Source organism: Rossellomorea aquimaris, assembly GCF_001877785.1.
In the GTDB taxonomy this organism is placed as follows: Bacteria; Bacillota; Bacilli; order Bacillales; family Bacillaceae_B; genus Rossellomorea; species Rossellomorea aquimaris_A.
Genome location: NZ_MINN01000085.1, coordinates 326764 through 342617, shown reverse-complemented (window position 1 = coordinate 342617; position 15854 = coordinate 326764). Strand labels below are relative to the sequence as shown.

18 protein-coding genes are annotated in these 15854 nt (G+C 42.1%); 2 read left to right on the top strand and 16 right to left on the bottom strand.

Annotated features, from left to right (window positions below; all coding sequences use genetic code 11):
* The first annotated feature begins 116 nt into the window (after window positions 1-116).
* The gene (locus BHE18_RS11680; protein ID WP_071618732.1) at window positions 117-842 is read left to right on the top strand and encodes an AlbA family DNA-binding domain-containing protein; all 726 of its coding nucleotides are present in this window, start codon (window positions 117-119) and stop codon (window positions 840-842) included.
* Window positions 843-854: 12 nt separating this feature from the next.
* On the opposite strand, the gene BHE18_RS11675 is transcribed toward BHE18_RS11680, so the two are convergent.
* The 6 genes from BHE18_RS11675 to deoD form a co-directional block, all read right to left on the bottom strand.
* The gene (locus tag BHE18_RS11675; RefSeq protein ID WP_171910700.1) at window positions 855-1787 is read right to left on the bottom strand and encodes an LCP family protein; all 933 of its coding nucleotides are present in this window, start codon (window positions 1785-1787) and stop codon (window positions 855-857) included.
* A 753-nt stretch (window positions 1788-2540) separates the two neighbouring features.
* A complete protein-coding gene (locus BHE18_RS11670) occupies window positions 2541-3047 on the bottom strand; it encodes a GNAT family N-acetyltransferase (RefSeq protein WP_071618731.1) in 507 nt (168 codons plus the stop codon).
* Window positions 3048-3393: 346 nt separating this feature from the next.
* Entirely contained in the window at window positions 3394-4878 is a 1485-nt protein-coding gene (locus BHE18_RS11665; RefSeq protein ID WP_071618730.1) for a S41 family peptidase, read from the bottom strand.
* A gap of 79 nt (window positions 4879-4957) precedes the next feature.
* Complete coding sequence (locus tag BHE18_RS11660; RefSeq protein WP_071618729.1) at window positions 4958-5545, bottom strand: YitT family protein; 588 nt, start codon at window positions 5543-5545, stop codon at window positions 4958-4960.
* A gap of 161 nt (window positions 5546-5706) precedes the next feature.
* Window positions 5707-6567: a M15 family metallopeptidase gene (locus BHE18_RS11655; RefSeq protein WP_071618728.1), complete on the bottom strand. Its 861-nt coding sequence runs from the start codon at window positions 6565-6567 to the stop codon at window positions 5707-5709.
* Between the two features lie 153 nt (window positions 6568-6720).
* Window positions 6721-7425 (bottom strand): purine-nucleoside phosphorylase, encoded by a 705-nt coding sequence (gene deoD / locus BHE18_RS11650; RefSeq protein WP_032088021.1) that lies wholly within the window; start codon window positions 7423-7425, stop codon window positions 6721-6723.
* Between the two features lie 132 nt (window positions 7426-7557).
* Between deoD and BHE18_RS23770 the strand changes: the two genes are divergently transcribed.
* Window positions 7558-7680, top strand: a complete 123-nt coding sequence (locus tag BHE18_RS23770; RefSeq protein ID WP_268876310.1) for a hypothetical protein — start codon at window positions 7558-7560, stop codon at window positions 7678-7680.
* Between the two features lie 211 nt (window positions 7681-7891).
* Here the strand turns inward: BHE18_RS23770 and BHE18_RS11645 are convergent, their stop codons facing one another.
* The 10 genes from BHE18_RS11645 to BHE18_RS11600 form a co-directional block, all read right to left on the bottom strand.
* A complete protein-coding gene (locus tag BHE18_RS11645) occupies window positions 7892-8212 on the bottom strand; it encodes a YodL domain-containing protein (RefSeq protein ID WP_071618727.1) in 321 nt (106 codons plus the stop codon).
* Window positions 8213-8306: 94 nt separating this feature from the next.
* Window positions 8307-9077: a sporulation protein gene (locus tag BHE18_RS11640; protein ID WP_071618726.1), complete on the bottom strand. Its 771-nt coding sequence runs from the start codon at window positions 9075-9077 to the stop codon at window positions 8307-8309.
* 2 nt (window positions 9078-9079) lie between these two features.
* Window positions 9080-9892: a serine/threonine protein kinase gene (locus BHE18_RS11635; RefSeq protein WP_083573725.1), complete on the bottom strand. Its 813-nt coding sequence runs from the start codon at window positions 9890-9892 to the stop codon at window positions 9080-9082.
* Window positions 9893-10204: 312 nt separating this feature from the next.
* The gene (locus tag BHE18_RS11630; protein WP_064563934.1) at window positions 10205-10381 is read right to left on the bottom strand and encodes a YozD family protein; all 177 of its coding nucleotides are present in this window, start codon (window positions 10379-10381) and stop codon (window positions 10205-10207) included.
* 277 nt (window positions 10382-10658) lie between these two features.
* Window positions 10659-11315, bottom strand: a complete 657-nt coding sequence (locus BHE18_RS11625) for a hypothetical protein (protein ID WP_071618724.1) — start codon at window positions 11313-11315, stop codon at window positions 10659-10661.
* Between the two features lie 189 nt (window positions 11316-11504).
* The gene (locus tag BHE18_RS11620; protein WP_071618723.1) at window positions 11505-11729 is read right to left on the bottom strand and encodes a YozE family protein; all 225 of its coding nucleotides are present in this window, start codon (window positions 11727-11729) and stop codon (window positions 11505-11507) included.
* Between the two features lie 73 nt (window positions 11730-11802).
* Complete coding sequence (locus tag BHE18_RS11615; RefSeq protein WP_083573723.1) at window positions 11803-12087, bottom strand: YokU family protein; 285 nt, start codon at window positions 12085-12087, stop codon at window positions 11803-11805.
* Entirely contained in the window at window positions 12077-13498 is a 1422-nt protein-coding gene (gene ablA / locus BHE18_RS11610; RefSeq protein WP_071618722.1) for a lysine 2,3-aminomutase, read from the bottom strand. Before ablA ends, BHE18_RS11615 begins: the two co-directional genes overlap by 11 nt.
* 101 nt (window positions 13499-13599) lie before the next feature.
* Complete coding sequence (gene ablB / locus BHE18_RS11605; protein WP_071618721.1) at window positions 13600-14436, bottom strand: putative beta-lysine N-acetyltransferase; 837 nt, start codon at window positions 14434-14436, stop codon at window positions 13600-13602.
* A 138-nt stretch (window positions 14437-14574) separates the two neighbouring features.
* A complete protein-coding gene (locus BHE18_RS11600) occupies window positions 14575-15843 on the bottom strand; it encodes a peptidase (protein WP_071618720.1) in 1269 nt (422 codons plus the stop codon).
* Between the last annotated feature and the right edge of the window lie 11 nt (window positions 15844-15854).

Below are 15854 nucleotides of genomic sequence, written 5' to 3'. Positions count from 1 at the left end.
ACCCAAATACAATGACATTGAACTGATTGTTCTAACGGCACACCGGAAAGCTATATAATAGTAGAAAGTGAAATGTCCAGTCTGCATTAACTCCTAATCGAAGGGTGGGGATTTCTTTGTTCTATGAAAAAATTGTACCCATAAAGCTGCGGGATTTCCTGAAGAACCCTTCCCATGAAACACTGAAAGACCTGCTGCTCCTCAACACTGGGGAAACTGATTATGTTGATTTCAAATCCGACTGGATTGAAGTCTCTAAACTTGCAAAACATGTCCTGGCCATTTCCAATTCAGGAGGCGGCTGCATCATCATCGGGGTCATGCAATATGATGATGGTTCATTAAAGTTAAAGGGGTTATCTGAGGAAGAGTTTCTTGACAAGGCGGATGTTGATAATAAACTTCAGCACCTTCTTCCAAAGTATCTTCGATATAGAACGGAAGATTTTATTTTCACCGGTAATATCCATCCCTTTTTAAATATGAAACGGTTTCAGGTGCTGATCATTGATTACGACCCCAGATACGTCCCTTACACTTCAATTGTAACGAGAGGAGAGCTGCGTTACGGAGCTATTTATGTGCGGCAGGGTACCAAAACAATTGAAGCCACAAATGATAAATTGGTAGATGTCATACTAAGAAAAGTGCAATCCGGCGGTTCGGACAGTGAGGAACGCTCCCTCCAAGAACACTTGGAACACTTAAAAATACTTCAATATGAATATGATCAATCTGAAGATGAAAAGTATAAGAACTATTTAAATCAATTGATTGGACGAAAAATGAAACGTATCGAGAACTTCCTGGATCTCGACTCCGCTGATAACTTCCCTCCCTGATCCACCCTTGCATTAGTGACTAAACTCTCTCAGGGCCTGGATATTGGTGGTTTCATCCATTTCCAAAACATCTCCCGCACCAGGTTTCGAGATGCTTTGGTAGCTGCCTTCCACCGGGATCCTTATGGTTTCGACGGAGTCGATCGGATGAAACAGAAAAGATAGTCCGTGCTTCATAACCTGGTCAATCGAAAATGTTGTCTCGACGTTTTTAAAACCATCACGCATCAACTCGATCGCAGTGGGAATACCCTTTCCTGATTTCAACTGCTCCATTATATTTTTTTCAGCAAGTTCAATGATTTCCTGCTGTCTTTCCACCCTCCCGAAATCACTGGATACATCCCCGCGGTAACGAACATATTGAAGTATTTCTCCACCCTTAAGCTTCTGCATGCCCGGTTGTTTATCCCACTTCCAATGACTGATCATCCCCTCGGTTATGGGAACCTGAACACCTTCGGGGAAAATGATTCCCATGATATTTATAAAATCTTGAAAGTTAAGATTCACGGTGTGATTAATTTCGAGATCAAAATTTTGTTTCAGTGATTTCTTTACAAGTTCATTGCCGCCCCACGCATAGGCATGATTTATTTTACTTTTACCGTATCCAGGGATATCCACATAGGTGTCCCTCATAATCGAGATGAGTTTTAGTGTTGGATGATTGGGTACATATTGAGCGACCATCAGCACGTCTGCCCTCTCTGCTTCATTTTTTCTTTGATCAGATCCGACTACAAGCACATTGATGGGTTTGCCTGCCTCTTCTTTACTTATTGGAAAGATGGTATTTGTTTTCTCCGTTTCTTTTGCGCTTTTTACATCTGCTTGCTTTTGAATTTCAGTCATTTCGGAAGGCTGCGTGGACGTATTCGTCGTTGCATATATGATGAATGTAATTAACAATACGATGGGAATGGCGGTCCATTTTCTAAACATTTCGATCACCTCATACTTTGTTATCATCATTGTTGGTCTTAGGGAATTCTTCTATACAAGTAAGTGTGAGGGAAATGTGTGTTCAAAGAAAAAACTTATGGGAATGTCTTTCGTGGTTATGTGCGAGGGAAAGTCCTCAAAAATAAAGGCATATTCTCAACGGAAATATCGTATTTTTCTTTCGAGAAAGGCGGGGGGAAATTCGTCATTTAAATAGGAATAATTTCAGTATAGGTTATAATACCGCTAATGTCCGTGCAAGACTTCGCTTTCCGTGGGTAGCCCGTGAGCCTCATCCTGTCCAGCTCCGGCGGCTAGCCCCTCGAGGTCATAAGCTAAATGGACCAAAAGGCAAAAAACGCCTTTCCGGCCCATTCATCTTATGCTTGTCAGGGCTGAGCAAGCAGCCTCCGCTTTTCTATTGTCCAACTGCAGGGCTTAGAGGCACATGTCATAAGTCAAACCGACCAAGAAGGCAAAATACGCCTTCGTGGCCGCTTCGTCTTATGCCACACGCCTCTGGGCAAAGCCCTTCCGCTTTTCGGTTAGGAGTCTTCGTCTTGCACTACAATCAACCGCTGGGGAGAGCTAAAACTAACTATACACTTGAACAAACAAATTATTTCGGTTTTTACATAGTCTATAAACACTTTTTATCCAAGCCGCTTTTTTTAAAGCTTTCTACCCATTAACGCAAGCAATAGTGGAATACTTTGTCGAATATGTTTATGTCGCAAAATAAATCTTTTATATCTATAGATCACGCATGTTCCAAACAACTTCTTCTCCATTATCTTTCCAGGTACTATGGTGGCGTATGAAACCAATCTTTTCAAGAACTCGAAAGGAAGCAATATTCCAAGATCCCACAGTTGCCCACAGACGTTGCCGCCCAGTAGCGGCCGCAGCTTCTATAATTGCTGATGCAGCTTCCGTTGCATAACCTTTTCCGTGGACTCTTTTAAACAGTTCATAAGCAATTTCCGGCTCCTCTATAGTAGAACGACCAATAATCAATCCACAATATCCAATTATATCTCCTTCATCTTTGCGTCGGATTGTAAGTGCACCTATACCACTTTCCAGTGCTCTATCGCGTAAACTGATAACATGTTTGCGAGCATCTTCAAGAGTCAGCTTATCAACTCCACGTTCCCCAACAAGTTTCCTATACCAAGATGCATCTGATTCCTCCCATATATTCATGTAAAGCCGTTCAGTTATTATTTCAAAATTCATTACCGAGAATCTACTTGTCATCTGATACCTCCTATTTAAGTGCTCATACTGTCACGAGAAACATTTTTTACTTATAAGTAAAAGATGAATATCATTTCACAAAAAGTGGTTCAATTATTAGTATCGAAGCTTAAACTCTATAGTGTCTTTCCCGTCTATTAATAATTCATATTCAATTAAAAAATCATTAACCCTCTTAGTTTAATGATTAAAATAAAGATCTTCTTCAACAATCTTGTACACATCTTTTATAAAAATAAAAACGCACTGTCAATTTCAATGTGAAATACAGTGCGTTTTTATTTGATATTTAATTAGTTGTACCCTGAAGTATACCCGTCAATTAAGATCCAAGAGGTTAAATAAATTATTGTTTATTTAGTACCTCAACCGCTTTTTTGAATTGAGGGTCGTTTTCTTTTAGTTTTTGGCGGAGCTGGTCCATCAGTTTGACGGTTGTTTCGCCTTTTAGTACGCCTGTTGAATCCAGTTCATTTTTTTCCTGGAACTTCTGTACGGCGGCTTTCGTATCTTCATCGTAATAGCCGTCAACATTTCCCGGATTGAATTCGAGGGCATTCAACATTTGTTCTGCCGCCTTCACTGTTTCGGACATGTCACTTTCTTTCAGCTCTTTATCAGGGTTGATATAAGGAAGCTGCGCGTAATCAGGCATCTTCACTTCGTAATCAGGTTTGATTCCTTTTTCATGGATCCAATTCCCTTTTGGCGTCAGCCATTTAGCCGTGGTGAATTTCATGTTCGAACCGTCCTCAAACTCTTCTGCGGTCTGGACAGTCCCTTTTCCGAACGTTTTAGTACCGACGAGCGGGATATTATTGGACTCACTTACAGCGGAAGCCAGAATTTCTGAAGCACTCGCACTTCCTTCATCTACCAGGACCGCGGTTGGGACTTTCACTTTTTGTCCGTCTTCTGCCACATATTTTTCGACTTTACCGTTGTTGTCTTCGACTTGGAAGAGTACTTCTCCCTGGGGCACAAAAAGGTTTGAGATCTTGATTGCCTGATCCAAGAGGCCCCCAGGATTCTGTCTCAGATCCAATACAAGCTTTTTCATCCCTTTATCCTGCATTTCATTCAATGCATTCACTAATTCTTTATAGGTATTTTCAGAGAAGCTTGTAATTTGGATTTCAGCGACACCGTTATCTTTCATTTCTGCGTATACCGTTTCAATCGGAATCTCGTCCCTTGTGATTGTCACTTCCATCGATTCTTCCTGACCTGGACGCTGAATGGTCAATGTTACCTTCGTGCCTTTCTCTCCGCGGATTAAAAGAACCGCCTCGGTAACAGACATACCCTGTATACTTTTTCCATCGACCTTCAAAATCTTATCATTGGGCTGCAGTCCCGCTTTTTCAGCAGGCGATCCCTTGATTGGGGAAACGATTGAAACATACCCTTCCTTCTCTTGAATTTCAGCACCGATCCCTTCAAAAGAAGATGATATGCTTTCCTGAAACTTTTTGGCTTCTTTCTCGTTCATATAATCGGAATAAGGATCTCCCACGCTCTCGAGCATGCCGTTGATTGCTCCGTTGACGAGCGTTTCATCCTTAAGATCCTTATAATAATTTTCATTTAATTTATCATATGCTTCATAAAGCTTTTTAAATTCGGATCTTTCTGTGACACCTACATTAACTGCCTTTTCATCCCCGAACGCCAATGCGAAGGTTGTAATTCCCGCTGTCGCGAATACAAGGAAAAAGAGAAGCATCACAAATTTGAACTTTTTTATTTTCAAATAACTTGTTTGATTTTCTTCTTGAGTGACTGATTGATCTGTTGATTTATCCTGTTCCAAGGTTTTCACCACTTTCATTGCTATGTATCAAAACCGTAAGTGCGATCATCCAGATGGGACAATCAGATAACTTCTTTATTCTATCAGCTTTTATAACTTAGTGAAAGGAATATCCATCACTATCCTTATGATGTGTCAAAATTGTCGTAAAAAAACCTACTGTACTTATTGCGAACAGGGAATATAAAAATGATTCCAACCCGATGATCGACCATCCTATTAGAAGAACCACACTGTCGATAACAAAAATCAGCTTTCCTACGTTGAACCCTGAACTTTTGCCGATTAACTGAGCGAGTAGATCCGTACCACCGGTTGCCGAATCAGCCCTGAGCATCAATCCGATCCCGATGCCGACAAACGCCCCTCCGATAAAAGCGCTTAACAACGGCGGAAGAATGTGCAAATCTTTCCATCTGTGAAAAAAATCAATCATAAACGAGGACAGCCATAACCCGTGGATACTGTTATAAAATAGCGGCCGGTCCTTTATGAAAGCCAAACAATAGAGCGGGATGCTTAAAAGAATGATGGTGAGTCCGGGTTTAAAGCCAAACCAATAGTGGAAAATGAGCCCGATGCCGATCATGCCCCCGTCCAGGAAGTGATGGGGCACGAAATAAAGGTTAATCCCTAAACCGACGAGAACGCTGCCTATTACCAGAATATAAAACCCTTTAAACATCCCTCTTCCCCCCTATCAGGTCCAGTTGGACAGACTCTTTTATTATTGATGTTTATGAGAAAAAGGGATGAAAAAGTCTTTTTATTTCAGCGGGACCCAAATTCCCCTGCAACTTTTAACGCAATAAAAAAACAGGAAGCGTATAGCTTCCTGCCTTTCACTTATATTTCTTTTACATTTTTAAAGTATTCTTCAAGTGACCAGTCATTTTCATATATGACTTTGGCGGCGTCTTTCCCTACGTATCTGAAATGCCAAGGTTCATACTGGTATTGTGTAATATCGACTTTATCTTCGGGGTAGCGGAGGATAAATCCGTATTTATGGGCATTGGCTGCCAGCCATTTGCCTTCTTTCGTTTGTGCAAATTCAATATTCACTTGGAAATCATTGCTTTGGCTTGAGATGTCCATTGCCAGTCCGGACTGATGTTCACTTTGTCCAGGAGGTGCAACGGCCATGACGGCCTTTTCTTTGCCGAACTGCTCAATTTCACGATTCAAGAGCATTTCCTGGTAATCATAAGAACGATAACCTGAAATAGCTGTGAGATAGATTTGTTTTGATTTCGCAGCTGCAAACATTTGCTCCAGGGCTTTTGCAGCTTCCTCACGGAGATGTGCCTTTTCCAGATCTTCGTTTCCGAAAACGAATGGAACTTCCGGACGCACTAAATCTTCCGGTTTGTACTCACCGAGAGCAAATTCCTTATTCACAAGTACAAGCTTATTAGCAGGGTTCTGAATGACCTGCTTGCCATCCACTACCTTCACTTGATTGAAGAATTGTGATTCCAACTGAAGTTCGGGCGGGACTGTCTCTTCCTCCGCGACTTCACCTTCATCCTCCTCACCTGGAGTTACCTCCGGGGATTCATTCATCTCTGAGCTGCTGTTTTCTTCTGTGTCCTTCGTTTCTTCGGACTGTTTTTCACCGAATAAATTCTGGGTCCATTCTTGTGCTTGCTGACACCCGGACAATATGACAAGGGAGCCGGCAATAACCAGTATGACCTTCTTCATACTTTCACCTAGTTTCTCTATATTGTTACAAACTACATATTAACATGGATTTACTGCCATGTAATAGGATAATCCTACTGTATTCAAGATTATTGCATAATAAAACTGCTTACCAAATAAGTAAGCAGTTTAAGAAAGCGTTATCTTTCAGAGTTATTCCTTGATTGCTGCTTCGAGAGCCACTTCAATCATTTCATTGAAAGTCGTTTGGCGCTCTTCGGCTGACGTTTCTTCACCTGTCAGGATGTGGTCGCTGACTGTCAATACGGAAAGGGCGTTGCGGCCATATTTTGCAGCCAATGTATAAAGAGCCGAGGTTTCCATTTCAATTGCAAGGATTCCATATTGAGCCCATTTTTCATGTTCCGCATTATCGTTATAGAACATATCCGCCGTGAATACGTTCCCCACTTTCAGACTAAGGCCTTTTTCTACTCCGCTGTCGTATGCGCGTTTCAGCAAATCGAAGTCAGCAGTCGGAGCATAGTCGATGCCGTTAAAGGTCAACTTGTTCATTTGTGAATCCGTTGAAGAAGTCATGGCAAGGATTACATCACGCACTTTGACATCCTTCTGGATTGCTCCGCAAGTACCTACGCGAATCAAATTCTGCACATTGTAACTTTGCATTAATTCGTTGATATAAATGGAGATGGATGGGACACCCATTCCTGTACCCTGTACACTGATTCTTTTTCCCTTATACGTTCCTGTGTACCCAAACATATTGCGAACTTCGTTATAACAAACAGGATTCTCCAAGAATGTCTCTGCTATATATTTAGCCCTTAACGGATCTCCCGGCAGTAAGACCGTTTCTGCAATTTCATTTTCTTTGGCATTAATATGTATACTCATCTTACAATTCCTCCTATTATAGACTTACTGAAGTACCATTGTAATCCTTTTCTTGAGCTTATGCAACGCTTCGGAGGTTCACGGATAGGAAGCGGAGGACTGGTAAAACTATAGATGGAAGGAGGTATGGTCATGACGAAGGAAAAAATGAGCAAGAAACTTAAGCAGGCCGTCCAGCATGCGAATGAAACAAACCCTTCCACCCGTTCGGGGACTCAGCCTAACTCTTCAAGAACCGAAAGGCTAAAATCTTAAAAAAGCACGGAGGGATCCTTTTGGGTAAAAAGCACCGAAACAGAATAAACTCGCCAAAGAAAAATAATCACATTCCTAAAGAAGCAATCGAGGCCGAACACAATGCCCATGCGAAAGAACATTCAACGGTTAACAGGAAAAGCGGACCCGGCCACAACCTATAATGAAAAAAGGAAAGACTCCATTCCGGGCGTCTTTCCTTTTTTTTCAATCAGTGGAGAAGGATCCGGTTGATCCTTTTCCAGCCGTTTGGCTGCAATCGATAATAGAAATGACCCCTTCTTCCCTCATCTATAAAAATGACATCACGGGTTGCCATATACCTGCCTTTGTAATCTGAGGGCAAGAGATCGGGTACATTAAAAATCCTGAATGTTTCATATAGTGCCTCTTCATGATTATTCGCTTCTATTGAAATCCGGTACACCTTCTGGTAGCCCTTGTCTTCCCCGTATTTTGGAGTTTGAAATACAGTGATGTCATAATTTGACCTCAGCATTCTGGGACGTTTGATTTTTTCAAGTAACAGCATATGAGCACCCCTCCGGTTAAGTAGTAATTAGTAGTATTAAACAAAGGGGCTGTCGAATCCTTCATAAAAAAATGAGAACCTTTGTCGAAACGTCCTAAATGAATTTGTCGATGGCTTCTTTCAGCTTTGAAGATAAGTGAGGCAGATCGCTTGAGCGGATCGTCATCTTTACCATTGATTCGTCCATTTCGAGTGCTTCAGCCAGGAACCCCCCAAGCCCTCTTGCTCTGCGGTCCACTTCAATCAACACATCTGCCTGTTCTTCAGACTGATTAAGGAACATCAGCTCGATTTCATCCAATGAGCGCTGATAACCGCCGCTTACTGGAACGAATTCAAACTCCTGAATGAACGGATATCTTCCCCTGAATCGGCGGGGAGCCTGTTCGCATTCGACCTTCCTTATCCTGAAACCAAGATCTTGTACAGATTGGAGAATGCCATTTATTAAGTTATGGGGAACGATTTCGATATAATCTTTATCTTTTGGATCCACCGAATTTTTTATATCAAGACCCGTTGCCACCCACACCCTTGTATTGCCGTATGTGATTGGCGTTTCAAATGGAAGAGTGAACGAAAACGGGATTTCTCTCTTTTCATTTTCCCCGATTGTGAATGGTTCTGATATTTGAACCTTTTGAATCGGAGCATAATCGGTATATTTTTTATCATCCGACTCACGGATATACGTAGTATAGAGAGTGAGATAAATCGAATCGATCGTCTGGGAAGTACTCCCCCCTTTGATTTCAACAACGCCTTTTGCCATTTCACCTGCTTGATAACTTGATTTTTCCAACTTCGTATCTACTGTTGCTGCACCGATTCCAATAGATGCAAATACTTTATTAAAAAACGACATGCCTATTCCTCCCTTATCATCTTCTTATTATATCTGATTTTCATTAGTTCCATATAAGCTTCTTCAGCATTTTCAAAAGAACCGTCACACCTGAAAAGTTTTTTAATTAATCCCCTTGTATCCGGGCTGATGTCCAGTTCTTCCTCCCAACTCCTTTGTCTCTGTTCAACCGGCTCGTAAGATGAATACAGAAGGAACAACAGAAAATGTCCCAGTGCATACAAATCACTTTTTACAGTCTTTTCCCTCATATATTCCTTGTGGAGAAGAGGAACTTCCGGATTATCTCTTTGAATCCTGCACGCAAGGCCGAAATCGATAATGTTTATGACTCCGCTAGCCCACAAGATGTTCGGGATCCTCAAATCCCTGTGTATATAGCCGCTCTTATGGATAACCATGATCAATTTCACCAATTGAATGCCTAAGTCTAAAGATTCTTCTTCTGAATAGGTTTTTCCTTCCTTAAAAATCAAATCTTCAAACGTCCTGCCATCCATCTTCTCCATAATGAAATAAGGTGTCTGTTTAAACACACCCTTTTCATATATTTCAGGGAACCGGGGATGGTTCAGTTCTTCAAGGACAGCTGTTTCATTATCAATGTATTTCATGGAATCGGAAAACCATTTTTTATAAGGGCGTATCCTTTTCAAGACAGCTTTATCCCCGGTATGGATATGCCTGACATCATAAGCGGTGCCGTAGCTCCCCTTCCCTAAGCAGGCAATGACCTCGAATTGATTGATTCTGTCTCCGTTTTTCCATTCTAATTCAAAGCCGTCAACCATCCTTCGAAACATAGACCAGATCATGATGTGCCCTAGCTGCTGAAAAAGCTTGAAAAGAAACTTTTACTCTTATATTTTTTCTTGTAGTGATGATGACCATAATGTTTATGCTTTTTATACTTCTTCCAATTATCACTTGAACTGTAGTAGTGCGGTTTAGAATGTGATCCTAAAAAACTCTTCAGTATTTTCTTTAGCACCCGAGGTTCCCCCATTCAAATTTATTTTACTGTAGCTATATATACGGTTATATGTTTCCTTTGGTTTCAAAAATAAAAAAGGTCCGCCCCCCGGCACATGTGAATGTGCCAGAGGGACGGGCCTTTTCATTCGAATTTATACGTCCTCTTCCCATTCTTCGTCAATGATGCACTTGGCAATCAGATACTCGAAGGTTATGTCCGCCAGTTCCTCAAGCTCTTCTTCGGAAGGAACATAGCCTCTTTGCACAAGTTCTTTCATGAAGAAGTCGGCAATTTCTTCAGTGTCGATAAAGACTTCTATCTCCCGCATTTGATCGCCCCCTTTGATTCTCAATTTATGATGCTGACAGCTTAGTTATGCCAGGAGAAAAAAGTTTTCATATGAGGTTCAGGACAAGCATACACTTTACCATTAAGATTAGAGGAGCGATTATATATGTTGACATTGATCAAAAAAGGCCGATCCACATTAAAAGATTTTGAAAGCGGCGAAGGGAAAATTGCAGCCTGTATGCAATGGGTTCTTCGTGCCATACTGATATCCTTCTTATTAATAAGTGTTCCGCTATTTTTATATATTATGTGGATTATTCCTTCTCTTTGACTGCCGAGTGAGAATTTGCGTGATTTTTCAACTGCTCAAGGACATGCTCCATTTTCTTTTTATACGTGGGATCGCGAAAGAAAAGATAAAGAGCTTTATAGTCATTATAGTAATCGAGCAGCTGGTCCACCCAGCTTGTTTTATGTGAAGGGGACTTAAGGAGTTTGGTCTTGGCATCCTTTTTATGAGGAAAAACAAAACCATACTTTTTAATAAACGCTTCCGCCTGTTCTTCATCTGCTACAAGAGTGATCTCATCTTCGTCTGCTTCCAGCCATTCCCCGTCGGTTACCCTCATCAATTCGTATATGACGTCTTCCCAGGCATCGTCCTTATAGCGCCAGATTTCAGTCCTGAATCCAACCACTTTAAATAAATCCTCTTCGTACCCCTTTACGATGACAAGATCTCCAAATAAAAATTTATATTCAATATCGATTTGTTCTTGTTCGAAAATATAACCGTCATAAGATTCCAGGAGCTCCAGTGCTTTTTCTTTGAATAGGCCTTCACTATCGTTTACTTCATAAAGGAATTCCCCATCCAGTTTTTTAATATTCGTAATTTTCCCTACTGTACCGTAGATTGTCACGACTACCGTTTCTCCTACCCTGAATTTAGGCTCTTTTCGATTCTTCATTCTCCCCTCACCCTTAATCGCCTTTTTTATATAATATGCAGTAATCACTGTAACGGGATACAAGAATTCGGTTTTCCGCTTCCCTCATCGAATCTGTACTCATACCTACCACCATCCCTTTGGACGTTTGGGGTAAAAATAAAAAAGACTGACTTCAGTTCAAAGATTCACTTCAGTCAGTCTTTTTTCTTATCCTTTTTCTTCTATTAGATATAGATCCCAGGCCCGGTCAAAGATGGTCATGCTCTCCAGGTATGAACCATTCATTTCGAGGTATGAACTGATTTCATCATAATCCCACGATTGTTTCGGGAAGCTGTGATCATCATATGCTTCATTGGCAAACCTCGTTATATCGTCTTTCGCTTGCGGCTGCCTGTGTTTCATTAAATAATGATAAAATGATTTCCTCATCAAACCACCTGTCCTTATAAAACTGTCTTTTTTAAAAGGATAGCGGATGATGGGGCATCCGTAAAGGCGGATGCTAAAACCGGAAATAATTTTTCTTAAGGAATTTTGGAATTTTCAAAAGTTCTTCGTACGTAAGCCGGTCATTGAGCTTTTTGGTGTCAATCAACATTAATTGATCTTCAATTTCATTAATGACATTTTCCTCCTGATATTCCATCCCGCATTTTTTGCAGTTGAGCACAGGGACCTGTTCTATTGTTATCGCCCTGGTGCCGTCCGGAAGCTCCCAGTAGACATTCCCTTTTTCATTCGTTACTTCTGCCTCACCGCACCACTCGCACCTGATTTTATTTTCCATCGGCACTATCTTCCTTTTTGACGGCAGTGTTTTCCATTTTCGCAAGCATGGCTTTATGCTTCTTTTCTTTCAGCTGATCCCGTTTATCCCTGAAGTTCTTCAATGAATGATGGGAAGGATCATCCTCGTACTGCTTTCTTCTCTCCAGCCTTTTTAAACCACTCGGGGTCAAAGAAGCATGTGTGTCATTCATCAGGCCGGCAATTCCTATGGTTGTATCTTTAATTTCTTCATCATGATAGATTTCCTTGAAATATTCATCCGCTTTTCCGGCAATATATCCCTGCGGTTCGGGATACGTTGAAATCACTCCCTCAAAGTTCCTGACAACGACTTTGGAGGCACTTTGGGAGATGAGATAGTTCGGCTGAAGGGATATTTTCCCTCCCCCTCCCGGAGCATCCAATACGAAAGTAGGCACTGCGTATCCAGATGTATGTCCCCTGAGACCTTCCATGATTTCAAGCCCCTTCGCCACAGGTGCCCTGAAATGCCCGATCCCTTCTGAAAGATCACATTGATAAATATAATATGGCCGCACTCGTATCTTGACCAGATCATGCATCAGTTTCTTCATGATAGGGGTACTGTCATTGATACCCGCCAGGATGACAGCCTGGTTCCCTACAGGCACTCCGGCATCTGCAAGCATTTCGCAGGCTTTTTTCGATTCTTCCGTGATTTCGATCGACGTATTGAAATGTGTGTTCAACCAAACAGGGTGATATTTCTTCAGTATTGTGCAAAGATTCTCAGTGATCCGCTGCGGGAATACCACCGGTGCCCTGGTACCGATCCTGATGATTTCAACATGCGGGATTTCCCGGAGGTTCTTCAGGATATATTCCAGGATTTGATCATTGATCAATAACCCGTCCCCTCCCGACAGTAAAACGTCCCGCACTGCCGGGTTCTCACGGATATATTCGATTGCGGCATCCAGCTGTTTTTTCGGGACACCCATGCCGATTTGTCCCGAAAAACGCCTTCTCGTACAATAACGGCAGTACATGGAACATTGATTTGTCACGAGGAAAAGAACCCTGTCCGGATATCGATGTGTCAAACCGGGTACCGGCGAATCCTCATCTTCATGAAGTGGATCCTCCAAATCATATTTTGTCTTATTGATTTCTTTTCCGATAGGAACTGATTGCATTCTTATGGGACATCTCGGATCATTTTCATTCATCAGCCAGGCATAGTAGGGTGTGATATTCAGAGGAATCGTCTTTGTTGAGATTCTTACCCCCTCTTCTTCCTCGGGAGTCAGATTCACTACTTTTTTTAAGTCATCAAGTGTTCTTATTGTATTTGTCAGCTGCCACAGCCAGTTATTCCATTGTTCCTCGGTAACATCCTTCCACAACTCAATATCTTTCCAGTCCCTCTTTGGTCTATATAGGTTCATCTTCAATTCATCCACCAACTTTCATAAAGTTTCACCATAAGAACCATATGATGGCCGGCCCACTCTATCTGCCTGGTCTTTTCACGTTGTTCCAGTTGGATTCAACGCCCTAAATCTTTTTCCCAAATATTCATATCTTCCAACTTATCGTAAATATAACAATTATTTGCGAGCCTTCCCCCATATTGATAGCCTAATTGATGAAATGCAGCATTCATCCCGAAGGAAAGGGCCCTGGCAATGGTATAAACACAGAATATCCCCCGCGACAGCAGCTCTTCCTCAAGCTTCATAATCAGACTCTTCATGAAGCCTCCCTTTCTGTACTGAGGCAGTGTTGCACAATCTGTCACTTCGGCATTATGATGCTGATCATCAATTTCTGCCGATGCAGCGCTGATGATCTGATTGTTTTCACGTATGCATACAAAAATAGTCCCATTTCCCATCGCATCCTTGATGTAATCGGGATCTTGCAGGGGTACAGGATAAACCTGAAAAACCTCTTTATACAGGCTGGCTAACTCAGCTGCATCCCCGCATCCCGCCAGCAAAATGGAATGATCATCGTTCTTTACGAAGGGCCGGACCCCCAGGCTTTGCACGGAGGATAGAATAGCATCTTCTTCACTCCAATGGTTACTTGATCGGCGTTCTTTACTCATAAATCTTGAGAGGAAATGAGCACGGTCCCCGTTGAAATAATGATGGATCATCCCTTCGTGCACAAACCCCTTTTCCAATAACGTCCTGAATTGATGTTCCCTTGCCTTAAATATAATTTTTTCACAAGGAAACGAAGCAGCCTTGCTTTCTACATATGTCAGCAGAGACGTGAGATCCCCCCGTACCATATCAACCCGGATCCTTTTATTCATCTCATCCAGATATAACGCAGCTGAAAGTTTTGACCGCTCGATTTTTTCATATTTCTGCATAAGCATGCACCCTTTTTTATCAACATATGACTCCGTCTGAGAGGATATGAAACAAACATCCCTTCAAAAATGAACAGCCAATCCTCCGTAGTTTATATTTATACCTTTGAATCACAAACAGGGATGGCCGCCCGAAGGTCAATCCTTGCCGTTACACCAATCAATAATGAACAAGGATAAAACCTCCGCGGCTTGAAATACTTTTTCCAATTCGATGTATTCATTTGCATCATGTGCAAGTTCTGTTTTCCCCGGACCAAAAACGACAACGGGAATTCCCCCGCCTTGATAAAGAATCCCGCCATCAGTTCCCCAGGGAGATGCTTCGATCACCGGTTCTGTACTCATGACTTCCTTAAATTTGGCTTTCAGCGAGATCATGATGGGATGTTCGGGTGACAAGTCACTTGGCTGCCACCTCCCGCCAAACCACTCAATTTCAACTGGATGATCCATAAACCAGGGATCAACTTCACCCAGTGCAGATAGGCATTCTTCAATTTCCCTTTCCACGTCATCCATTGTCTCCCAAGGTCCAACACCCACTCTCCCCTCAATCACGGCGAGGTCCGGTACCGAAGAAGGCCACTTTCCGCTTTCGATTTTCCCTATATTGATTGGTAAGGGGATGGGGACCTTTTCATACAATGGATCATGCACCCTCCCATTTCTTTCGCGCTCAAGATTTTTCAGTGCTGTCATGACACTGAACCCCTTTTCAATTGCATTAACCCCTTCGTACCTGGTACCTCCGTGAGCAGCTTTCCCCTTTACGGCAAGCCTGAACCACATCGAGCCCTGCTGCTTGGGGAATATTTTCATATTTGTAGGCTCGGGTATCACGGCACCATCCGCTGTATAGCCCCGCAATAATGCTGAAAGGGTACCGGTACCACCGCTTTCTTCTTCTATTACACTTTGAAAGATGATGTCTCCTTTTAATGGGCTTTCAAGTTCTTGTATAATTTCTATCGCCAATAACAGGGAGGCCGTCCCTCCCTTCATATCAGTTGAACCCCTGCCATATAATTTCCCGTCGATGACAGTGCCGCTGTAAGGGTCAACCTTCCAATCCGTTCTGTCTCCCTCTGGGACAACATCAATATGACCATTCAAGATCAGACTCCTGCCGCCACCGGTCCCTTTCAGAATAGCTGTCAGGTTTGGATTCCCCTTAAAATCAGTGCGGTCACACCGGTAAAAAAGATGCTCTTTCAGTTCGTGGTCCTGTACTTCCCAAATGTCGAGATCCATTCCCAATTCCCTGCATTTTTCAATGACGACGGCCTGAGCCCTGTATTCGCTCCCCCTCGTACTTTCCTCCTGAACCATCTTTTGAAGAAGTTCCACGGTACTTTTCTTTTTTTCATCCAATTTATTCTTTATCAGACGGTGTAAATCACTCACTTTTAGTCCCT